The organism is Amycolatopsis nivea (genome assembly GCF_004522235.1).
GTDB classification, from domain to species: Bacteria; Actinomycetota; Actinomycetes; order Mycobacteriales; family Pseudonocardiaceae; genus Amycolatopsis; species Amycolatopsis nivea.
In genome coordinates this window covers 94567-117033 of sequence record NZ_SDLT01000005.1, presented here as the reverse complement: position 1 = coordinate 117033, position 22467 = coordinate 94567, and the positions used below count along the sequence as shown (strand labels likewise).

The following is a 22467-nucleotide window of genomic DNA, read 5'->3' as shown; positions in this document are numbered from 1 at the left end:
CCTTGACAAGCCTCTCCGCGCGTGTTTTTGGCTTCGTATCGGGGTGCGGGGGGGTGTGGGTGCCCCCGGCTGTTGTGTGGGTTGGTGCGGTTTGGTTAGTGGTGTCTTGGCTTGGCTGATCGTGCTTGGTGCGGGTGGCAGGCAAGCGCCCCAATGTGGCATTGGGTGCATGCGACGCACCCAATGTGGCGTTCGGTGCGTGGGACGCACCCAATGCCACATTGGGGCGCATCCCGGCGAGCGCAGGGGCGAGCGGGCGGTCCGTGAAGGGCTCCTTGAGGGAATCCAAGTCCGTGAAGGAGCCCCTCACTGCCCGCCGACGGTCGTGAGGGGAACCCTGAGGGAATCAGAGTCAATGAGGGTGGCCCTCACGGAAGTCTCGGGAGGGTTAGCGGGTCATGTCTGAGCCGCCGTTTACGGAGACTACTGTGCCTGCGATGTAGCCTGCGTCCTTGCTGGTGAAGAAGGCTACTAGGGCGGCTACGTCTTCTGGTTCCGCTGCGCGGCCTGCTGGGATTCGCTTTTCGAAGGCGGAGAACCAGTCTGGCGGGGCTTCGCCTACGGCGTCGGTTCGGGTTAGGCCTGGGGAGACTACGTTCGCCACTACGCCGTTGGGGGCGCCTTCTCGGGCGGCGAACTTCGCGTACGAGATCAGGGCCGACTTTGCCGCTGCGTGTGCTACTACGTCCGCGCCTACTGGGCCCTTGCTCGCTTCTGCGGCCAGGTAGACGATGCGGCCGTAGCCCTGGTCTTTCATCAGTTGCCACACCGCGCGGGTGGGGTGGAAGGCTGCTGCCAGCTCGTCGTTCACCTTGGCGGAGAACGTTTCCCACGGGATTTCCGCGACCGAGCCCTGAGCCAGTCCGACGTTCGCGTTGCAGACCAGTGCGTCTACGCGGCCGTAGGCTTCGACCGTCGCGGTCACCAGTGCTTGCGCGCCCTCCTCGTTGCGGACGTCGGCTCCTACTGCGATTGCTTCGCCGCCGGCCGCGGTGATGGCTTCTACCGCTTCTTCGGCGGCCTCTTTGGACGTCAGGTAGTTGATCACCACCCGGTCGCCTCGTGCGGCCAGCCGTTCCGCGATGCCGCGGCCGATTCCGCGTGCCGCGCCGGTTACCACCGCGACGCGGCGTACCTGGTCTTCCACCCGCTGCTCCTCGGTTTCGGGCTCCCGGGCTTCTCCGCGAGCCGTTTCTGCCAATGTATCGGCTGAAACCGTTGCCGCGACACCGCCTTCAGAGATCTTCGAGAACCTTTTGAACGGCGGCAGCGAGCATCGGTCGACTACCCGAAACGGCTGAGGAGACGACCCGGATGTCCGACGATTCCGCGCGCGCGAAAACGCCGCAGCTCGAGCTGATGAATCTCATCATCGGCGACTGGAAAGCCCGCGCCGTCTACACGGCAGCCGAGCTCGGCTGGCCCGACCGGCTCGCCGACGGGCCGCGTACGGCCGCTCAGGTGGCGGCCGACTCGGGCACTGATCCTGTTGCCACCCAACGGTTCCTGCAGTACCTGACCGCGCTGGGCGTGTTCCGCGAGGACGACGGCTCGTTCTCCCTCACCGAGCTCGGCGAGCTGCTGCGCAGCGACCGGGAAGACTCCCTGCGGCCGTACACGCTCATCGCGGGCTCCGAATTCCATCGTGCCTGGACCGACATCGCCTCCGCCGTACGAACCGGACAAAATGCGTTTGAAGGCGCATTTCAGTCTAGCTTCTTCGAGTACCTCTCCGCAAACCCCGAACGCGGAAAGCTTTTCGACCGCGCGATGGCGGGCAACACGGCGTTGTTCGACGCGCTGCCCGGCGCCTACGACTTCGGTGCGCACCAGCGATTCGTCGACGTCGGCGGCGGCAGCGGCGAACTGGCGCTCCGGCTGCTCGCCGCACACGAACAACTCCACGGCACGGTCTACGACGCCGAACAGTCCGCGGAGGCCGCGAAAAAGGCCATCGCGGACGCGGGCCTCACGGAACGCTGCGAGGTGGCGTCCGGGAATTTCCTGGAGTCCGTTCCCGAAGGCGGCGACCTCTATCTGCTCGCTCGAGTGCTGGTGAACTGGCCGGACGAGGACTGTGCGCGGATCCTGGCGAACTGCGCGGCGGCAGCGGCTCCGGGGGCTCGGTTGCTGCTGGTGGAACGGGTGTCCGGACCGGGCGTGGACAACGCATTGCTGCTGTCCCACGACACCCTGATGTACGTGCTCTTCGGCGGGGGCGGGATCCGTTCCACCGCGGAAGTGACCCGGCTGCTCGAGGAAGCCGGGTTCGCGCTGGACGCGATCACTCCGCTGCCGCAGGAGTTCTCGCTGATCTCCGCCACCCGCCGAAGCTGAGAGCTCAGGCCCGGGAACGCGTCAGGAAACCTCAGCCGCTCGTCGTTCCCGGGCCGGCACCACCACGAGAACCACGATCGCCGCCAGCACCGCGGCACCGGCCGCGGCGAGGGCCGTCGTGCGCATCGCGACCGAGAACGCGTCCGCGCCCGCGGCGAACAAGTCAGTGCCCTGGTTGCCGCCTAGGCCCGCCGCGGCGGCCTTCGTCGCTTCGATCGAATCACCGGCGGCGGCGCGAGACTGCTCCGGCAGCACCGACAACGCGGGCTCAACCCCGTTGCGGTACACGACAGTCAGCAGCGAACCCAGCACCGCGATACCGATCGCGCCGCCGATGCTGCGGCCCATGTTCGTCAGCGCCGAACCGACCCCGGCACGCTCGCGCGGGACCGCCGACATGATCGTGGTGGTCGCGGGCGGCATCACGTTGGCCATCGCGAGACCGACCAGGAAGTCGGCGACGAACACCGGCCACAACGGACTGTTCTGGTCCAGCAGCGCGAAAATCGCCACGCCGACAGCCAGCAGCAGCAAGCCGCCGACCAGCACGTTCTTGGTGCCGAACTTCGCCGACAGCGTCGCCGAGCGCGGCGAGAACACGGCCAGGGCCAGCGCCAGCGGCAGAATCGCCAAGCCGGTCATCAGCGGGCTCACGCCGAGCACGCTCTGCAGGTAGAAGATCAGGAAGAACGGCACGCCGAAGTTCACGAAGAACGCGAGCGACACCGCGCTGGTCGCACCCGCGACCCGGCGGTCCGACACCAGCCGCAGATCCAGCGCCGGAGCCGCGGACCGCAGTTCCACCAGGACGAACACGACCAGCAGCACCACGCCGAGCACCAGCGGGACGTACACCCGCGGATCGGCGATCGTGGCCAGGTTGCCCGCCTGGATGATCCCGTAGACGAGCGCGGTGCTCCACGCGACCGACAGCACCACGCCGGGCACGTCGAGCTTGCGCGCGGTCGAAGTGGACTCCGGGACCATCAGCACGGTCAGCACGATCGCGGCGAGCACGATCGGGCCGTTCACCAGGAAAATCGAACCCCACCAAGCGAACTGGATGAGGAAGCCGCCGAGCACCGGGGCCACCACGGCCGCGATGCCCGCGGCGGACACCCAGTACCCGATGGCGCGCGGGCGTTCCTTGTCGCCGAACACGTGCGAGATGGTCGCGAGCGTGGTCGGCGGGATCGCCGCGCCGCCCGCGCCCATCACGACGCGCCACAGCACCAGTTCGCCGGGCGAGTGCGCGAACGCCGCCAGCACGCTGGAAACGCCGAACACCACGAGCCCGATCAGGAGCACCTTCCGGTGCCCGAGCCGGTCCCCCAGCACGCCCCACGCCAGCAGCAAGCCGGCGTACACGAGCGTGAACCCGTTGACCACCCACTGCAGCTGGTCCGCGGACGCGCCGAGCCCGTCGACCGGATCGGCGAGCGCGCGGAAGGCGATCGTCACGATCGTCGCGTCCAGCACGGTGAGCAGAAAGGACGTCAGCAGCACCGCGAGGATCGCCCAGCGGCGCGGGTTCAGGGCAGGCTCGGACACCTGTCCTCCTTCGGAAGGCTTTGGCGGAATTCCCCTTACACCGCGGAACCGAGCCTGCTGTTCACCAGTTCGACCAGAGCGCGCGGCGTGTCGATGTCGACCACCGTTTCGTCCGGCAGCTCGACTCCGTAGTCGCGCTGGAGCATACTCGCGGTCTCCATCAGCGCGAGCGAGTCATAGCCCAATTCGGCGAAGGGAATGTCGCGCGCGTCGGTGGTTTGTGCCATTTCGTCGCTCTCTCCGGCGCAACGGCGGATGATCTCCATCAGATCCTCGTAGGTCAGCTCGCGCATGATCGCTCCTCCTGCCGCGCGAATGCGGCTGTCAGTGGGTTCTTCTTGCTGGACAAGGCTTTGCGGTTCGGCCGTTCGGGTGATCTTGAAAACTCTTCCCTCACACTCCGCGCAACACGAGCGCGGCGTTGTGGCCGCCGATGCCGCGGGCGAGGACGACCGCGGCCCGCACCGGCGTTTCCCGCGCGGCACCGGTGACCAGGTCGATCCCGTGCTCCGGCACCGGATCCGAGACGTTCGGCGTCGGCGGAACCACGCCGTGGCGGATCGCCAGCGCCGCGCACGCGACGTCCAGCCCGGCGCCGCCCGCGGCCAACCGGCCGACCCCGGCTTTTGGCGCGGTGACCGGGACACCGCGTTCGCCGAACACCGCGCTGATCGCCTCGGCTTCCTCACGGTCGAGCACGAGATCCCCGGCCGCGTCGGCAAAAACGACGTCAACTTCGGCGGCGGAAATGCCCGCGTCCGTCAGGGCGAGTTCGATCGCCCGCCGCAGTCCCGGCGGACGGCCGCTGCCCGGTTTCGGGTCGAAAGTGGACGCGTATCCGGCAATCTCGGCGTACGGCGGCTGCCGGTCCCGCGCCGAGTCCGCCGGTTCGAGCACGAGCACCGCGCCGCCTTCGCCGGGCACGTACCCGGCGGCGGACCGGTCGAACGGCAGATAAGCCTTCGCCGGTTCGCTGCTCGTGCTGAGCCGTCCGGAGGTGAGCATCGCCGCCCAGCCCCACGGGCACAGTGCGCTGTCGATGCCGCCGGTCAGCGCGACCGCGGTCCCGGAACGCACCGCGCGCCGGGCCTTTCCGATCGCGTCCAGCCCGCCGGCTTGTTCGGACACCACCACCGCACCCGGCCCGCGCATGCCGTGCCGGATGGAGATCTGCCCGGTGTTGACCGCGTAGAACCACGCGAACGACTGGTACGCGCTGACGTACTTGCCGCCCTTGCTCCACATGTTCTGCAGTTCGCGCTGCCCGAACTCGTAGCCGCCCGCCGAACTGGCGGTGATCACCGCGAGGTCGAACCCGTCGTGCGCCTCCGGGTCGACGCCGGCGTCGGCCAGCGCCCATTCCGCGCCCACGAGCGACATCCGCGTGGAATGGTCGGTCTGCGGCAGCAACCGGCTGGGCAGGATGCCCTTCGCGCTGAACCCGGCGACCTCGCCGGCGAGCGAGCTGGGATAACTCGAAGCGTCGAACCGGGTCACCGGGCCGATTCCGCTGGCCCCTTCGAGGGTGGCTTCCCAGAACTGCTTGACCCCGCTTCCGGTCGGCGCGAGCACGCCGAGCCCGGTGATCACCGCGTTCATGCCGGACCGCCGACGTTGCTGGTGAGCACCATCGCGCTCTGGAACCCGCCGAACCCGCTGCCGACCGTCAGCACCGTGTCCACCGCGGCTTCTCTTGCCACCAAAGGAATGTAGTCCAAGTCGAGCTCCGGGTCGGGTTCGTTGAGGTTGGCCGTCGGCGGCAGCAGCCCGTCGCGCATGGCGAGCAGGCTGGCGGCGATTTCGATCGAGCCGATCGCGCCGAGCGAATGCCCGACCATCGACTTGATCGAGCTCACCGGGACGCGATAAGCGTGTTCTCCCAGCGAATTCTTGAACGCCTGCGTCTCGTGCCGGTCGTTCTGCTTCGTGCCCGAACCGTGCGCGTTGACGTAGCCGATCGCTTCCGGCGTCACCCGCGCCTGGCCCATCGCCTGCCGGATCGCCTCGGTCATTTCGACGCCGTCCGCCCGCAAACCGGTCATGTGGTAGGCGTTGCACCGCGTCGCGAACCCGGCGATCTCGCCGTAGATCCGAGCCCCGCGGGCGAGCGCCCGGCCCAGTTCCTCCACCACGAACACCGCCGCGCCCTCGCCGAGCACGAACCCGTTGCGGGTGTTGTCGAACGGACGCGACGCCGTCGCCGCCTCGTCATTGCGCGGCGAGGTTGCCTTGATCGCGTCGAAGCACGCCACGGTGATCGGCGAGATCGGCGCGTCCGAACCGCCCGCGAGGACGACGTCCGCGCTGCCCTCGGCGATCAGGTCCCGCGCGTGGCCCACCGAGTCCAATCCGGACGTGCACCCGGTCGAGATGACCTGCACCGATCCTTCCGCGCCCGCTTCCCAGGCCACTTCCTTGGCCATCGAACTCGGCACGAACTGGTCGAACAGATGCGGCACCGCGTAGTCCGCGTCGACCTCCCACTTCCGGCCGCCGTCGCTCACCACGACGTACTCGCGTTCGAGGCTCATCGTGGCTCCGACCGCGCTGCCGATCGAAACCCCGGTCCGGTACGGGTCCACATCGGACGGTGCGAGCCCCGCGTCGGCCAGCGCCTCCCGCGTGCACGCCACCGCGAACTGGGCCACCCGGTCCATCCGCCGCACCTGCTGCGGACCGAGCCCCGCCGCCTCCGGATCGAAATCGCATTCGGCGGCGATCCGCGAGCGGAACTGGGAGGCGTCGAAGAACGACACCGGCCGGGTGGCGGTCCGCCCGCCCGACACCATGTCCCAGAACGGTTCGCGTCCCGGTTTCCCCGGCGCCACAACGCCTATCCCGGTGATCACCGCCCGCCGCGGACCTCCGCTGCCGTGCCGCGCCGGCACTCCCGCTGCCCCGGGGTGCCCCGCACTCGTACTCACTCCGTCTGCACCTGCCCTTCGCGCTCCGAGCGCCCGACGTCGCTGTTGTCGAGTCTGGGCCCGGGGTGTCCAAGACGGATCGAAGCGGGGTCGAACGCGCTCCAGCCGGATTCGACCCCGCCTCGTTCTCAGCCGGTGGCGACCGCCGCCTCGCGTGCTGCGGGCTCGGCTTCCCTTGCGAGCCAACGGCCCGCGAACGACGGGAGCCGGGGAACGCAATAGACCGCGTCCGCCGTGGACGGCCGCAGAACGTCTACATTGGACTCCGCGTCGTGGTACCGGTGCGGTCCCGAACCGCCGCGTTCGCCGATTTCCTCGGCCAGCCCGGCGGATTCGAGGTCCTCGAGCACTTCGCGCACCAGTTCTCCAGGGCGGCCGAGGAGCTTGACCGCGTCCGGCACGGTGAACTCGTCGATGCTCGCCAGCTGCCGGAACGCTTCCTGCGCCGGTCCGCACAGCGTCCGGTAACTCGCCCGGACGCTCGCGTCGACCGTGCCTTCCCCACACGGCAACCGAAGCACCGCGCCGGGATCGCGGGACAGCCGGTCGTGCATCCGGCGCAACGACCAGGCCGGGCGGTAGGCCAGGTACCCGCCGACCGCCGCGACGGCCAGCGGCAGCCTGCCGCACATCCGCACGAGCGCGCTGGCGCAGTCGAGGTCCTCCAGCATCCGCCGGCGCCCGATGAACTGGCCGAGCAGCTCCAGCGATTCGTTGACCGTCAGCGGCGGCAGGTTGACGGGCGCGACCACGCCGCGCAAGTACAGCCGCCGCCTGCTCGCGACCAGCAGCAAGCTGCCGGAACCGCTGGGGCGCAACAGATCCACTTCGGAAGACCGGGCGGCGTCGTCCACGACGACCAGCAGCCGCCGGGTGGCGGTGTAGTCGCGGTAGACGTTGACCAGCTCCGACATCGAGGGCGACGGCGACAGCGGAACACCGCACGCGCGCAGGCAGCCGGCGAGCACGTCGGCCATCGTCTCCTCGCCGCGGTGCACCGGCGTCAGCGACACGAAGATCTGCCCGTCCGGGAACGTCGCGCGGACCCGGTGCGCGACGTGCACGAGCAGCGCGGTCTTGCCCGCCCCCGGTCCGCCGGTGATCTCCACGACCGTGCTGCCGCCGGTGAGCTTGGTGCGCGCGGCGGAACACCGCCGCACCAGCTCGCGGATCTCCTCGTCCCGGCCGACGAAGTCGGGCACGTCGGACGGGAGGTGGTTCGGCCCCAGCACCTCCGGCGCCGCGGGCCGCAGCGGGACCAGATCACCCTCCGCATCGGCACGCACGACGGAAACCACTTCGACGACACTGCTCTCAGTCACGGTGTCGTTGTCGTCGATACTCCGGACGGCTACTTCCGCAGTGCGCTCATTTTGCGTGGTCTGCCCGGTTTGCCCATTGTCTAGACCAGTTGTGGCTTCACTCACACTGGAGCCGCGCGGGGCCGGAAGGGTGAGCGCGGGATCGTCCACCAGGATCTGCTGGTGCACCGAACGCAGCGTCGCCGACGGCTCGATGCCCAGCTGTGCGATGAAATCGCTGCGCACCCGGTGGTAGACGTCGAGCGCCTCGACCCGGCGGCCGCAGCGGTAGAGCGCGACCATCAGCTTCGCCGAGTACGCCTCGTGCGTCGGATTCGCCTTGACCACCCCGGCGAGTTCGTCGACCACGCGCCGGTGCCTGCCCAGCGCCAGTTCGGCCTCGAACCGCAGGTCAAGCGCCGCCTTGCGGCTCTCCTCCAGCTGAGTCGCCCGCGCGGCGAGGGTCGGGCCGAGCGGGAGATCGGAGAGCGCGGCCCCGCGCCACAGTGCGAGCGCCTGTCTGGACAGCTCGGCACAGGCTTCGAGATCACCGGCGTCGTGCCGGTCCCGAGCCTGGTCGAGCAGCGCCGAGAAGCGCACCGCGTCGACCACGTCCGCCCGCGGCACCTGCAGTTCGTAACCGTGCGGGCGCGTCAGCAGTACTGTCGCTCCCTCCTCGGCCGAACCGGCCAGGCGCAGCGATTTGCGCAGCTGGTAGACGTAGGTCTGCAACGTCGTGGCCGCGCTCGCCGGAGGGTTGTTCTCCCACAGCTCCTCGACGAACTGCTCGAAGTGCACTGCCCGGTTGGCGTTCAGTGCGAGCATGGCCAGCACCGTGCGGAGCTTCGGCGCGGACGGCGTCTTGCCCACTCCGTCCGCGCGTACGGCCAGCGGTCCCAATATTGCGATCTGCATCCGACCCCCAGATACCTGCCGAAAGAGCACGCCAGGCAGCTGCCCGCGTGCTTCGCTTTCCCCCAGTGAGACGCCAGCGACGCTAGCAGAGAAACGGCTTCCTGATCCCGGGCGGGAAAAACTTAACGTCCGCCTGATACTTCTGCGAACTGTCCGTTCGTATTGCCGTTGGCGGCCGAACACAGGAACACTGCGAGTTGTGCGACATCACCCGGACAGCTCAATCGGCCACTGGGCGTGATGGCTCGCTCGCGCTCCAGCATCTCGGCCGGAACCTGTTGCGCAACACGGGGAGTGACGGTCAGGCCAGGAAGAATGGTGTTGACCAGCACTCCGTCGCGGCCGACGTCCCAGGCGAGGCTCGTAGCGAAACCGTGCAATGCGGACTTCACCGCCCCATAAGCCTCGCGGCCCGGCTTGCCCGCGGTCGCCGCGCGCGACGAAATAAATGCGATCCGTCCCCATTTTTTCGCGCGCATACCGGGCAGCACCTTCGCCACGGTGTGGAACACCGGCGCGATATTCACATTGATGAACGAAGCGCAATCCTCCGTAGGTAGTTCTTCGAACAATTTTCCCGGCTTGCGCAGCGCGCCGGGACTGATCGCATTCGCGACCAGCACGTCCACCGGGCCCCAGTGCCGCTCCACGGTCTCGACCGCCGCGTCCACGCTGGCCAGTTCGGTCAGGTCGTAGTGCACGGCCAGCCCGCGGTCCGGCCCGCACTCGCGCGCGACCTCCTCGGCCGCCTCGCGGTTGGCCCGGTAGGTCACCGCGACCTTGGCCCCTTCCGCGGCGAACGTGCGCGCGAGTTCGGCCCCGATCCCGCCGCTGCCGCCGGTCACCAGCACGACCTTGCCGGTCAGCCCCAGATCCACCTTCGCTCCAGTCTCCTCAGGTCCGTGAAGGGCTCCTTGAGGGAATCTGATTCCCTCAAGGAGTCCTTCACGGACGTTCCGCTCCTCAGGCAGAGATGTGCGCGTGCCGCAGCACGGCGCGCACGACAGCGGCGGACATCCGGTCGCCACGGTCGGCCACGTAGCCGTCCGGGCGCGTCAGGATCCAGCCCGTCGCCGAAAGGCCGAGCGACCGCCGCAACGCGCCGTCGGCGTCCGGCAGGTCCCCGCCAGGGCCCGCCACCTGCGGTACCAGCCAGCCGCCCACGGACGGCAGTTCGGCTCGCTCCGCGTCCGGGCCGAGCACCAGCGTCCAGCCCGGTTCGCGCAACTGCGCCAGCAACGCTTGCCACGCCGGGGTTTCCGCGTCCGCACCGGCGACGACCGACAGCCGCTCGCCCGGTCGCGGTCCTGGCCCGGCCGCCGCGGGGCCGTCGCCATACGAAAGGCCCAGTGCGGACATTCCGCCCATGATCTTGCGTTCCAGCTTGCCGCGCAGCGCCGAAACGTTGCGCATCACGCCGAACGCCACCGGCAGCACCGCGGCGACGTACGGATTTTTCAGCTGTACCAGGAAAGTCGCCTTCTTTGTGGTGCGCAGCAGCTCCGCACCCACCGGCACGCGCTCGCGCGAGTAGCTGTCGAGCAACTGCTCGTCGGCGTACCCGTCGATCACCATCGCCAGCTTCCACGCGAGGTTGTACGCGTCCTGCACACCGGTGTTCATGCCCTGACCGGACGCCGGGCTGTGCACGTGCGCGGCGTCGCCAGCGACCAGACAGCGACCGGACCGCATCGACGGCACCATCCGCTGCTGGATGGAGAACACCGAAACCCACGTCGGCGGGGAAACCACGGTCGGCACGCCGGTCGCCGCGGACACCTTCTCCGAGAACCGCCGCGCGACCGCCGCGTCGTCGCCCGAGCCGGAGTACTCGACGTCCCGGGTGTCGAGCAGCCGCCATTTGCCCTCGTCCGGGAACGGCACCATCATCACCGAACCGCCCGGGGTCCGGATGAGATGAATACTGTCGCGCGGCAACGCGGTGTCCGCCTGCGCGTCGGCGATCAGCCAGGTCTCCGACGAGTCACCTTCGAGCTTCAGCCCCAGCTTCTTGCGCACCGCGCTGTGCCCGCCGTCGCAGCCGACCAGCCAGTCCGCCGAGGTCTCCTCGACCTCGCCGTCGCGTTCGAGCCGCACCTGGACGCCGTCTCCGGTGTCGGTGAAGTCGGCCAAGGCGACGCCCCATTCGACCTCGACGCCCTGCTTGGCCAGCGCGGTCCGCAGCACCTCCTCGGTGATGACCTGGTCGACCATCAACGTGAACGGCAGCCGCGTCGGCAGCCGCGAGTAGTCCGCCCGGAGACCGACCATTCGCTTGCCGCGCATGTGAATCGTGAACGCGCGCACCTGCTGCCCGCGCGGCAGCAGGTCGTCGAGCACGCCCATTTGGTCGTAGATCTCCAGCGAACGCGGATGCGTCGCCAGGGCCCGGCTGGTCACCGCCGGACCGGCGGCCCGGTCCACGATCCGCACCCGCACGCCGCGCCGGGCCAGTTCGTGCGCCGCGGTCAGCCCGACCGGCCCGGCCCCGACTACCAGCGCTTGCGCACTCACGGTTTCACCGCGACCACAACGGTGTCGTTGCCCTTCGGCAGAGTGGTGGCGGCGCGGAATTCCAACCCGGCCTCGGCCAGCCACTCGCGCAGCTGGGGCACGGTGTACTCGGAACCGCCGTCGGTGATCAGTCCGACGTTGATGCTGCCGACCAGGCTGCGCAGATCCGGGTTCTCGGCGTCGAGGATCTGGTCGTACACCACGACCGCGCCCCCGCTCGGCACCGCGTTTTTGGCTCGCACCAACAGTTCCACGCGCCGCTGCGGGTCCCAGTCGTGCAGCACGTGGCCGAACACGACGACGTCGGTCTCCGGCAGCGGCGTCTCGAAGAAGTCGCCGGGGTGGAACGTGACCCGGTCCGCGACGCCCAGCTCCGCCATCAGCTCGTCGAAGTGCGGTTCGATCGGCGGCAGCTCGAACACGCCGCCCTGCAGATGCGGGTGCGCGAGGCACAACTGCGCCGCGACGTTGCCGCGCGCGCCGCCGACGTCGACGAAGCTCTTGTACTCCGACCAGTCCACGTGCTCGGCCAGCTGCGGCGCGACCAACGCGTTGTTCGCGTCCATGTGCACCAGGAAAGCCTTGGCGCGCACCGGATCCTCATACAGCTTGGCGAACGCGCCGTGCCCGCCGATGTCCGCCTTCGGCTCGCCGTCGCGCAGCGCCTCGGACAGCTTGCCCCACATCGCGTAGTGCCGCTGCGACGTCGTGCGGACCCGCGCGCCGAGGTAGCCGCCGCCGGACGCGCCCGGCACCAGCACCTCCGCGGCCGCCGGCGCGTTGCTGAACTTCTCGCCGTCGCGCTCCAGCAGGCCGAGCGCGGCCAGCGCCTGGACGAAATCGCCGGTGAACCGCTGGTGCAGACCGAGTTCCCGGCGGATCTCGTCGATCGTCCTCGGCGCGTCCGCCAGCAGTTCGAACACTCCCAGTTCGACCGCGCTGTGCAGGATCTTCGACTGGGTGAACAGCATGTTGAGGCGGCCGATCGCCTGCGCGTCCACGGTGGTGTGGGCAGTCATCCCGGGTCGTACCTGCCTTCCTTATCTGGTGGTCCGCGCGCACGACAGCCGCGGAAACCTTCGTGTGCGGCGATGCTTCCGGCCGGGTCTCGAAGGCCCCTCAACACGCTCTCGACCTCCGCCGACGCCCCGCTCAGGCCGTCCCGGAGACCGTCCAAGACCGCTCGGCTAGCGCTGAATCCCCAGCACAGCGCGTATAGCCGCGGACCCGCGCGGTGCTCCAGGCTTGTCCGTGCTGACAACAGGGTGAGCACAGGCACGGACACATGGGGAGCACCGGGATGGATGTCGAGTACGACGTGGTGATCGTGGGCGGCGGCCCGGTCGGGCTGATGCTCGCGAGCGAACTCGGGCTGCGGCCCGGCCGGGTGCTCGTGCTCGAGCGGCTCGCCGAGCCGAGCGGGCAGTCCCGCGCGCTCGGCCTGCACTCGCGCACCGTCGAGGTGCTCGACCAGCGCGGCCTGCTGCCCCGCTTCAGCGAGGGCGCGCCGGTGTGGCCGAAGGGGCACTTCGCCGGCATGCGGCTGCTCGACCTCAGCAAGCTCAACGGGCGCCACACGTACGCGCTGATGGTCCCGCAGTCGCGCACCGAGGCGATCCTCGAAGAGCGCGCGCGGGAACTGGACGTCGAGATCCGCCGCGGGCACCGGCTCACCGAGCTGGAGAACGGGCCCGACGCGGTGGTCGCCACCGTGACCGGCCCGGACGGCGAGTACCGGATCCGCTCCCGCTACCTCGTCGGCTGCGACGGCGGCAGCAGCCTGGTCCGCAAACTGGCCGGCATCGACTTCCCCGGCACCGCCTCCAACATCGACGCGATGCTCGCCGACGTCCACCTCGACCAGGTGCCCGACGGCCCGCACCTGGCCCGCTGCAAGGGCGGCGTGTTCGGCACGGTCCCGCTCGGCGGCGACCTCTACCGCGTCGTGTCGGTCGAGTTCCGTCCGCCGACCGCGCACCGCGACGACCCGGTCGAACTGGAGGAACTCGCCGCTTCGGTCAAGCGGGTCACCGACCAGGAACTCCCGATGCGCGACCCGGTGTGGCTCTCGCGCTTCGGCGACGCGACCCGGCAGGCCGCGCAGTACCGCAAGGGCCGGGTCATGCTCGCCGGCGACGCCGCGCACGTGCACTTCCCGGCGGGCGGACAGGGCCTCAACACCGGCATCCAGGACGTGGTGAACCTCGGCTGGAAGCTCGCCGCGGTCGTCAACGGCAGCCCGGACCAGCTGCTCGACACCTACCACGACGAACGCCACCCGGTCGGCGCGCGCGTCTGCTTCAACACCCAGGCCCAGCTCGCCCTGATGGACCCGCGCCCGGAGATCGGCCCGCTGCGCGAGCTGTTCGGGACGCTGATGGAGTTCGACGAGGTCAACCGCTACCTCGCGGAGATGATCACCGCGCTCGACGTGCGCTACCCGACCTTCCCCGCCTCGGACCACCCGCTGGCCGGGACACGAGTGCCGGAGTGGTCGATCGTCGCGGACGGCGCCGCGACGACCACGATGAAGCTCCTGCACTCCGGCCGCGGCGTGCTCGTCGACCTCACCGACGGCCCCGCCGTCGCCCGCACCGCCGCGCCGTGGCTCGACCGGCTCGACCTCGTGTCCGGCACCCCGTGCACCAGCGACGTCCCCGCCGCCTTCCTGCTCCGCCCGGACGGGCACGTCGCCTGGCTCGCCGAAAGCCCGGACACCGATCCCGCCGATCTGCGCGAAGCCCTGCGCGCGTGGTTCGGACCAGCACCGGTGCGTTCGCTGCCCGCCGCGGCGAGCTGACGCTGTGTCCGGGATCACCCCAAACCGGCCGAGGTGACGGCATTCGGCCCTTGCGACGCGTACGGTGGGCCCTGCTGTCTGTCAGGCTGGGCCTCTCAACCGATCCAGACAATGACCTGTCTCACGAGCGTCCAGGTGGCGTGTTTCGGGCCACCGGCAGGGGACTAGCCTGGCGGTCAGCAGATGCTTGTGATATCGGATCGAGAATGGATAGAGGCGAGAGCCAGCCGTGGCCAGCAGCAGTCCCGCATCGCAGTTCGGTGCCAATGAGTGGCTCGTCGAAGAAATGTACGAGCGGTTTCTCGCGGACCCCCAGTCGGTAGACGCCGCCTGGCACGATTTCTTCGCCGACTACAAGCCCACTCCGGGCGGCAACGGCACCCAGGCGGAAGGGAACGGGGAAGCCAAGGCGGCCCCCGCCGCCAAGCCCGCCGCCCCCGCCGCGAAGGCCCCGGCGGCTCCGGCCGCCAAGGCAGCGCCCGCCCCGGCGGCCAAGGCCCCGGCCAAGCCCGCCCCGGCCGCGAAGCCCGCGGCTTCCGCGCCCGCCAAGTCCGCTCCGGCGAAGGACGCCGAGCCGGAGTCCAAGCAGCTGCGCGGCGCCGCGGCGGCGATCGCCAAGAACATGGACGCCTCGCTTTCCGTGCCCACCGCGACCAGCGTGCGCGCGGTCCCGGCGAAGCTGATGGCGGACAACCGCATCGTCATCAACAACCACCTCAAGCGCACCCGCGGCGGCAAGATCTCCTTCACGCACCTCATCGGCTACGCCATGGTGCGGGCGCTGAAGGACTTCCCGAACATGAACCGGCACTACAAGCTGATCGACGGGAAGCCGTTCGCGATCACGCCGGAGCACGTCAACTTCGGGCTTGCCATCGACATGAAGGGCAAGGACGACTCCCGCACTCTCGTCGTGGCCTCCATCAAGGCCACCGAGAACATGACCTTCATGCAGTTCTGGCAGGCCTACGAGGAGATCGTCAAGAAGGCCCGCACGAACAAGCTCACCGCGGACGACTTCGCGGGCACCACCATCTCGCTCACCAACCCGGGCGGCATCGGCACGAACCACTCGGTGCCGCGGCTGCAGGCGGGCCAGGGCGCGATCATCGGCGTCGGCGCGATGCAGTACCCGGCGTCGTTCGAGGGCACCAGCGAGAAGACCCTCGTCGACCTCGCGGTCAGCAAGATCATGACGCTGACCTCGACGTACGACCACCGCATCATCCAGGGCGCGGAGTCCGGCGAGTTCCTGAAGCGCATTCACGAACTGCTGCTCGGCGAGGACGGCTTCTACGACGACGTCTTCACCAGCCTGCGGCTGCCGTACGAGCCGATCCGCTGGGTCGCCGACATCCCGGACGGCCCGGTCGACAAGACCGCGCGCGTCATGGAGCTGATCGAGGCGTTCCGGATGCGCGGCCACCTGATGGCCGACACCGACCCGCTGAACTACCGCCAGCGCAGCCACCACGACCTCGACGTGCTCAGCCACGGCCTGACCCTGTGGGACCTGGACCGCGAGTTCGCCGTCGGCGACTTCTCCAGCCGCGAGCGGATGAAGCTGCGCGACATCCTCGGCGTGCTGCGCGACTCCTACTGCCGCACGGTCGGCGTGGAGTACACGCACATCCTCGACCCCGAGGAGCGGCGCTGGATCCAGGAGCGCGTCGAGGTCCGGCACAGCAAGCCGGAGCCGTCCGCGCAGAAGTACATCCTGTCGAAGCTCAACGCCGCCGAGGCGTTCGAGACCTTCCTGCAGACCAAGTACGTCGGCCAGCGGCGGTTCTCGCTGGAAGGCGGCGAGACCCTGGTCCCGCTGCTGGACACGGTGCTCGACAAGGCCGCCGAAGCCGAGCTCGACGAGGTCGTCATCGGCATGCCGCACCGCGGCCGGCTGAACGTGCTGGCGAACATCGTCGGCAAGCCGATCAGCCAGATCTTCCAGGAGTTCGAGGGCAACCTCGACCCGGGCCAGGCGCACGGCTCCGGCGACGTGAAGTACCACCTCGGAGCCGAGGGCAAGTACTTCCGGATGTTCGGCGACGGGGAGACCCGGGTCTCGCTGGCGTCCAACCCGTCGCACCTGGAGACCGTCGACCCGGTCCTCGAGGGCATCGTCCGCGCCAAGCAGGACGTCCTCGACAAGGGCGGCGAGGGCTACACCGTGCTGCCGGTCCTGATGCACGGCGACGCGGCCTTCGCGGGCCAGGGCGTCGTGGCCGAGACCCTGAACCTGGCGCTGCTGCGCGGCTACCGCACCGGCGGCACCGTGCACGTGGTCGTCAACAACCAGGTCGGCTTCACCACCGCGCCGGAGCACTCGCGGTCGAGCCAGTACGCCACGGACGTCGCGAAGATGATCGGCGCGCCGGTCTTCCACGTGAACGGCGACGACCCCGAGGCCGCGCACTGGGTCGCGAAGCTGGCGGTCGACTACCGCCAGGCGTTCCACAAGGACGTCGTGATCGACCTGATCTGCTACCGCCGCCGCGGCCACAACGAGGGCGACGACCCCTCGATGACGCAGCCGGCGATGTACGACATCATCGACACGAAGCGTTCGGTCCGGAAGATCTACACCGAATCGCTGATCGGCCGGGGCGACATCTCCGTCGAAGAGGCCGAGGCCGCGCTGCGCGACTTCTCCAGCCAGCTCGAGCACGTCTTCAACGAGGTGCGCGAACTGGAGAAGCACCCGGCGAAGGCGAGCCCTTCGGTCGAGGGCGAGCAGCAGATCCCGGCGAAGGTCACCACCGCCGTGTCGCGCGAGGTCGTCGAGAAGATCGGCGACGCGTTCGTCAACCTGCCCGAGGGCTTCACCCCGCACCCGCGGGTCAAGCCGGTCATGGAGCGCAGGCACAAGATGTCGCGCGAGGGCGGCGTCGACTGGGCGTTCGGCGAACTGCTGGCGTTCGGGTCGCTGGCGCTGGAAGGCCGTCTCGTGCGGCTGTCCGGCCAGGACTCCCGGCGCGGCACGTTCACCCAGCGGCACTCGGTGTTCATCGACCGCAAGAACGGCCAGGAGTACTCGCCGCTGCAGCACCTGGCCGACGGCCAGGGCCGCGTGATGATCTACGACTCGGCGCTGTCGGAGTACGCGGCCGTCGGCTTCGAGTACGGCTACTCGGTGGCGAACTCCGAGGCGCTCGTGATGTGGGAAGCGCAGTTCGGCGACTTCGTCAACGGCGCGCAGACCGTGATCGACGAGTACATCTCCTCCGGCGAGGCCAAGTGGGGCCAGCGCTCGGACGTCGTGCTGCTGCTGCCGCACGGCCACGAGGGCCAGGGCCCGGACCACACGTCCGGCCGGATCGAGCGGTTCCTGTCGCTGTGCGCGGAAGCGTCGATGACCGTCGCGGTGCCGTCCACCCCGGCGAACTACTTCCACCTGCTGCGCCGGCACGCCCTCGACGGCATCCAGCGTCCGCTGATCGTCTTCACTCCGAAGTCGATGCTGCGCAACAAGGCGGCGACGTCGACGGTCGAGGACTTCACCGGCCAGAGCCGCTTCATGTCGGTGATCGACGACGCCACGCAGGACCCGGCGAAGGTCCGCAAGGTGCTGCTCACCTCGGGCAAGCTCTACTGGGAGCTGGTGGCCGAGCGCGAGAAGCGCGGCGCCGACGACGTCGCGATCGTGCGGATCGAGCAGTACTACCCGCTGCCGAAGAAGAAGCTGCTGGCCGCGGTGGAGCGCTACTCGAACGCCAGCCAGATCGCGTGGGTCCAGGAGGAGCCGGAAAACCAGGGCGCGTGGCCGTTCTTCGGCCTCAACCTGCCCCGGAAGTTCCCGGAGTTCTTCACCGGCCTCGACGTGGTGGCGCGCCGCCCGATGGCCGCCCCGTCGGCGGGTTCGTCGAAGGTGCACGACGTCGAGCAGAAGGCGCTGATCGCCAAGGCGTTCGACTGATCCTCAGTTACGCAGAAGGCCGCCGCGGGACTCGTTCCCGCGGCGGCCTTCGCCGTTTCCTGCGCCTTGGCGATCGTGCGTCCGGCCTTCGCCGTTCTCAGATCGTTTCCACCCGAAAAACCGCGATCCTCCCCGCAGCAGCCGCCACCCCGTCCGGCGTCGGCGACTCCGCCAGTCCCGTCGTGACATAGCGCCGCCCCACGCTCGGCGGCCCGTCCGCGACCACCTCTCGCAGCACCGGCCCCCGCTCCGCGACCGGCAGTTCCGCGAACCGCACCCGTCGCGATCGCCGTCCCCGCGACAACGTGCCCTCCCCCGCCGCGCGGACGTTCGCCACCCACGCCGCCTTCGGGAACGCCTGGATCAGGTACTCCCCGCCCTGGACTTTCAATACCGCCAACGGAAACGTCCGCGGCTCGCCGCTGCGCCGCCCGGGGACGGTGAGCAGTTCCATCGGCCCGAACGCGAGCCCCGCGCGCTGCAGGGCGGTGATGACCCGGTTGATCGTGTTGACCTTGCGCCGGTATCCGGCTGCCTTCGTGTCCATGCCCCGAGCGTACGCCAACTTGTATGAGTTTCATACTTTCTGATCTTCATAGATATACCTTGCGGGTATGCCCGGGGTGCCGGATAGGCAGTGGCGACCTCCCGGCCGGACCCAGTTCACTGGGTGCCAAACACCCGAGGAGGGCTGGAGTGCACTACGACGTCGTCGTAGTCGGAGGCGGTGCTGGGGGTATCGCCTCCGCTGCCGGGGCGGCGCGCACCGGGGCGCGGGTGCTGCTGGTCGAGCAGTACCCGTACCTTGGCGGCGCGGCGACGATCAGTTCCGTGCTGACCCTCTGCGGTTTCTTCGACCAGACCGGCCAGCAGGTCGTCGCGGGCGTCGGCGAGGAGGTGCTGCGGCGGCTGCGGCACCGGGGCGCCTACGAAGAGAAGACGATGGGCTGGACCGGCAACAAGATCGTCTTGCTCGACCTGGAAACCACCAAACTGGTGTACGACGAGCTGGCCGCCGACGCCGGCGTGGACGTCCTCCTGCACACCAAGCTCATCGGCGCGCGGCGGACGCACGGCATCGTCACCGAGGTCGAACTGCACCACCGCGGCGGCCGGGAGCGGGTCACCGCCGGCGCGTTCGTCGACGCCAGCGGCGACGGCGCGCTCCTGGCCGCCGCCGGAGCCGCCGTCCGCGTCGCCCCGCTGCGCGACCGGCAAACCAGCACGCTCGTCTGCCGGTTCTCCGGCGTGTCCGAAGACGCGGACCTCTCGCGCGAGGGCTTGCGCGCCGCCGTCGCCGCGTACCAACGGGAAACCGGCGTCCAGTTGCCCCGCGATTACGGCATCGCCGTGCACCTTCCGTTGACCCGCAACGTAATCGCCCTCCTGGTGGACGAACAAACCGACGTCCTGGACGCCGCCTCGCTGAGCCGCGACGAAGCCGACGCGCGACGTCAGGCATGGCAATACCTGGACGCCCTGCGCAAACACCTCGCCGGCTGGTCGTCAGCGCGCCTCGAAGAAACCGGTCCCCAGCTAGGCATCCGCGAAGGCCGCCACCTGGTCGGCCGCGAACAGCTCACCGGCCGCGACGTCCTGACCGCCCGCAAACGCCCCGACGTGTCCATCGGCCGCTGCGGCTGGCCGATCGAAGACCACGCGGGCCCCGGCATCACCCGCTACGAACCGATCGCCGACCGAGGCTGGTACGACCTCCCCTACGGCGCGATCTGCTCCGCCGACACCGCGAACCTCTGGGCAGCCGGCCGCCTGACCAGCTCCGACGACGACGCGTACGCCTCCGTCCGCGTCATGGGCACCGCCTTCGCGACCGGCCACGCCGCGGGGATCGCCGCCGCCCAGTACGTCGGCGGCCGAGCCCACGACGTCCGCGCGATCCGGGCCGAGTTGCACCGTCAGGATGCCTTGGCTTGACCCGCGACCGCCGGTAACGGGAACCTTCCCTGATCATCCGTCAGGTCGAAGGAGGCCCCATGCCGAGCCGCTATCGCTGGGTCGTCCTGCTGCTCTGCTGGGCTGTGTTCACGATGACCTCGGTGGACCGGTCGACCTGGGGCCCCGCGTCCTCAGCGGTCAGCGATTCGCTCGGCGTGCCGCTGGCCGCGCTCGGGATCTTCGCCACCTGCTACTACATCGGCTACGTCATCTCCAACACCGCCGGCGGCTTCCTCTCCGACTGGCTCGGCAGCCGCGCGATCCTGGGCATCAGCTCCTTCGTCGCAGGCGCGCTCATGGTGGGATTCGGCTCGACCACGTCCATCGCCTGGGGCCTGGTCCTACAAGCTCTGCTGGGCCTGTTCGCAGGCGTCGACTTCTCCGCCGGACTGAAGCTGATCACCACCTGGTTCCGCCCGGAGGAGCACGGACTCGCGAGCGGCATCTTCATGACCGCGACGTCACTGGGCACGGTCGTAGCCAACGCCGTCGTGCCCACGCTCGTGAAAAACAGCGGCTGGCCAGTGTCGTACCACCTCTTCGGCGGCGTCACCGTCGTACTCGGTCTGCTGTGCCTGGTCTTCATCCGCAACGGCAACGTCGCCACGTCCACCCGCCGCGGTTTGCCGGACCCCCGCCCGCTCTTCCGCAACCGCGACCTGTTGCTGCTGGGCTTAGCCGGTTTCGGCGGACTGTGGGGCACCTACGGTTTCGTCACGTGGTCCAACACGCTGATGATCCGCGGCGAACACATCGACCCCGTACGGGCCGGCGTAGTCCTGGTCATCTTCTCCGGCACAGCGGTAGTGATCAAACCGCTGATCGGCTGGCTCACCGACAAAGTCGGCCTGGGCAGGCGAATCCCCATCATCGCCGTCCTCATCCTCTTCGGCGGCGCTCTGCTGGTCTTCGGTTCCCTGAGCAGCTACGGCGCTTTCCTAGTGGTGGCCCCGATTCTCGGCATCGGCGCGTACGCCTACAGCCCGCTGACCGCCGCCATGATCCCCGCGTTGACCGGTGTCCGCCTAGCCGGCTCCGCCGCAGGCGCGGTGAACGCCTTCTGGCAACTGGGCAGCGTCATCGTGCCCGCCGTCGTCGGCCCGGTCTTCCACGCGACCGGCTCGTTCTATTCAGCGTTCCTCACTCTGGCCGCCGGACCGCTCGTGGGAGCCGCCGTCCTCCTCTTCATGCGAGACGACCGCCCGGCCCGGGTCGCTCCCCAAACTGTCACGGCCTAGCACCGGAAACTCCGTCTCGATCGACGCCAACCCGTCGATGATCGCCGGCAGCTCGGCCTGATCAAGCTCGCCAATCCGAAACGACAGCCGGTTCCCCCGCCCGTCGATCGCGGTTCCCTCAACCTCAACCCTCCCGGATTTGGCGACGGTGACCGTCAGATCGAGCCACTCCTCCATCGACGTCAGCCGAGCGACCCCGCCGAAGTCGGCATACGCCTTCGCCAGCTGCTCCCGGAAACTCCGCAACTCCTCGGCCCGCAACCCAGCGGGCACCCGAGCGCTGAACCCGCCGACCACCAGGTCAACCGGACTGAAAAGCCAGTTGCCGTCCCAGAAATCGACCGCCCCCGCGTGCATCCGCCCCAGCACGTCGATCACCAGCCGATCGCCGTGCGCCGCCCCTATCGCCACCTCGCTCATCGCCCCCCACTCTAATGCGGCCCGCCAAAATGAATTTCCGTTCAAGCCGCCGCTCAGGGAAACTGGGCGCATGCAGATCCGCCAGTCGACCGCCGCCGACGCACCAGCGATCCATGCTGTGCACACCGCCGCGTTCCGCGTCCACAATCCCGATGTCACCGGCGAAATGCCGGAAGCGAAACTAGTCACCGAACTCACCGCCGACGGCGATCTGCTCCCCGCCCTCTCGCTCGTCGCCGTCCGCGACGGAGAGGTCATCGGCCACGCCTGCTCCAGCCCAGGCCGCCTAGGCGGCGACCCAAACTCCGCCATCGGCTTCGGCCCGCTAGGCGTCCACCCGGACCGCCACCGCGGCGGCGCAGGCTCAGCCCTGGTCCACGCAACGATCGGCGCCGCCAACGCACTCGGCTACCGCCTGATCGTGCTGTTGGGCGACCCAGGCTATTACTCCCGCTTCGGCTTCGTCATGGCCGAAAAGCTCGGCGTCACGCCGCCGGTACCGGAATGGGCCCCGCATTTTCAGGCGCTGCCGCTGGCGGCGTACACCCCGGAAAACCGCGGCGCGTTCCGCTACGCGGCGGCTTTCGACCGGCTCTGA

General features: G+C 69.3%; 17 protein-coding genes. 6 read left to right on the top strand and 11 right to left on the bottom strand.

Annotated features, from left to right (window positions below):
* Positions 1 to 388 precede the first annotated feature (388 nt).
* The gene (locus EIZ44_RS07880) at positions 389 to 1147 is read right to left on the bottom strand and encodes an SDR family NAD(P)-dependent oxidoreductase (protein WP_167754034.1); all 759 of its coding nucleotides are present in this window, start codon (positions 1145 to 1147) and stop codon (positions 389 to 391) included.
* Between the two features lie 167 nt (positions 1148 to 1314).
* Here EIZ44_RS07880 and EIZ44_RS07875 point away from each other — a divergent pair, with 167 nt between their 5' ends.
* On the top strand, positions 1315 to 2337 hold the full coding sequence (locus EIZ44_RS07875) for a methyltransferase (RefSeq protein WP_051729290.1): 1023 nt from the start codon (positions 1315 to 1317) through the stop codon (positions 2335 to 2337).
* A gap of 21 nt (positions 2338 to 2358) precedes the next feature.
* Here the strand turns inward: EIZ44_RS07875 and EIZ44_RS07870 are convergent, their stop codons facing one another.
* The 8 genes from EIZ44_RS07870 to EIZ44_RS07835 all read right to left on the bottom strand — a co-directional run bounded on the left by EIZ44_RS07870 (position 2359) and on the right by EIZ44_RS07835 (position 12561).
* Positions 2359 to 3888, bottom strand: a complete 1530-nt coding sequence (locus EIZ44_RS07870; RefSeq protein ID WP_167754032.1) for an MFS transporter — start codon at positions 3886 to 3888, stop codon at positions 2359 to 2361.
* A gap of 35 nt (positions 3889 to 3923) precedes the next feature.
* Positions 3924 to 4181, bottom strand: a complete 258-nt coding sequence (locus EIZ44_RS07865) for an acyl carrier protein (protein WP_037817205.1) — start codon at positions 4179 to 4181, stop codon at positions 3924 to 3926.
* A gap of 100 nt (positions 4182 to 4281) precedes the next feature.
* Entirely contained in the window at positions 4282 to 5487 is a 1206-nt protein-coding gene (locus EIZ44_RS07860; protein ID WP_134728117.1) for a ketosynthase chain-length factor, read from the bottom strand.
* Entirely contained in the window at positions 5484 to 6737 is a 1254-nt protein-coding gene (locus EIZ44_RS07855; RefSeq protein ID WP_037817211.1) for a beta-ketoacyl-[acyl-carrier-protein] synthase family protein, read from the bottom strand. Before EIZ44_RS07855 ends, EIZ44_RS07860 begins: the two co-directional genes overlap by 4 nt.
* Before the next feature lie 203 nt (positions 6738 to 6940).
* Positions 6941 to 9028, bottom strand: coding sequence for an AfsR/SARP family transcriptional regulator (locus EIZ44_RS07850; RefSeq protein ID WP_134728116.1), 2088 nt, complete (start codon positions 9026 to 9028; stop codon positions 6941 to 6943).
* Between the two features lie 122 nt (positions 9029 to 9150).
* Entirely contained in the window at positions 9151 to 9906 is a 756-nt protein-coding gene (locus EIZ44_RS07845) for an SDR family NAD(P)-dependent oxidoreductase (protein ID WP_134728115.1), read from the bottom strand.
* An 85-nt stretch (positions 9907 to 9991) separates the two neighbouring features.
* Positions 9992 to 11542 carry an FAD-dependent oxidoreductase gene (locus tag EIZ44_RS07840; RefSeq protein ID WP_205673070.1) on the bottom strand — a complete coding sequence of 517 codons (1551 nt, stop codon included), beginning with the start codon at positions 11540 to 11542 and terminating at the stop codon, positions 9992 to 9994.
* Positions 11539 to 12561: a methyltransferase gene (locus EIZ44_RS07835; RefSeq protein ID WP_134728114.1), complete on the bottom strand. Its 1023-nt coding sequence runs from the start codon at positions 12559 to 12561 to the stop codon at positions 11539 to 11541. Before EIZ44_RS07835 ends, EIZ44_RS07840 begins: the two co-directional genes overlap by 4 nt.
* 281 nt (positions 12562 to 12842) lie before the next feature.
* On the opposite strand from EIZ44_RS07835, the gene EIZ44_RS07830 reads away from it, so the two are divergent.
* Both EIZ44_RS07830 and EIZ44_RS07825 read left to right on the top strand, forming a co-directional pair.
* Positions 12843 to 14342, top strand: a complete 1500-nt coding sequence (locus EIZ44_RS07830; protein ID WP_240691239.1) for an FAD-dependent monooxygenase — start codon at positions 12843 to 12845, stop codon at positions 14340 to 14342.
* A 229-nt stretch (positions 14343 to 14571) separates the two neighbouring features.
* Positions 14572 to 18255, top strand: coding sequence for a multifunctional oxoglutarate decarboxylase/oxoglutarate dehydrogenase thiamine pyrophosphate-binding subunit/dihydrolipoyllysine-residue succinyltransferase subunit (locus EIZ44_RS07825; protein ID WP_078870629.1), 3684 nt, complete (start codon positions 14572 to 14574; stop codon positions 18253 to 18255).
* Between the two features lie 97 nt (positions 18256 to 18352).
* Here the strand turns inward: EIZ44_RS07825 and EIZ44_RS07820 are convergent, their stop codons facing one another.
* Positions 18353 to 18802: a nitroreductase family deazaflavin-dependent oxidoreductase gene (locus EIZ44_RS07820; RefSeq protein ID WP_134728112.1), complete on the bottom strand. Its 450-nt coding sequence runs from the start codon at positions 18800 to 18802 to the stop codon at positions 18353 to 18355.
* 149 nt (positions 18803 to 18951) lie between these two features.
* Between EIZ44_RS07820 and EIZ44_RS07815 the strand changes: the two genes are divergently transcribed.
* Both EIZ44_RS07815 and EIZ44_RS07810 read left to right on the top strand, forming a co-directional pair.
* Positions 18952 to 20190, top strand: coding sequence for an FAD-dependent oxidoreductase (locus EIZ44_RS07815; RefSeq protein ID WP_240691238.1), 1239 nt, complete (start codon positions 18952 to 18954; stop codon positions 20188 to 20190).
* 59 nt (positions 20191 to 20249) lie between these two features.
* A complete protein-coding gene (locus tag EIZ44_RS07810; protein ID WP_134728111.1) occupies positions 20250 to 21449 on the top strand; it encodes an MFS transporter in 1200 nt (399 codons plus the stop codon).
* On the opposite strand, the gene EIZ44_RS07805 is transcribed toward EIZ44_RS07810, so the two are convergent.
* Positions 21342 to 21869: a WapI family immunity protein gene (locus tag EIZ44_RS07805; RefSeq protein WP_205673068.1), complete on the bottom strand. Its 528-nt coding sequence runs from the start codon at positions 21867 to 21869 to the stop codon at positions 21342 to 21344. The genes EIZ44_RS07810 and EIZ44_RS07805 overlap by 108 nt on opposite strands.
* Positions 21870 to 21939: 70 nt before the next feature.
* Here EIZ44_RS07805 and EIZ44_RS07800 point away from each other — a divergent pair, with 70 nt between their 5' ends.
* The gene (locus EIZ44_RS07800) at positions 21940 to 22467 is read left to right on the top strand and encodes a GNAT family N-acetyltransferase (protein WP_134728110.1); all 528 of its coding nucleotides are present in this window, start codon (positions 21940 to 21942) and stop codon (positions 22465 to 22467) included.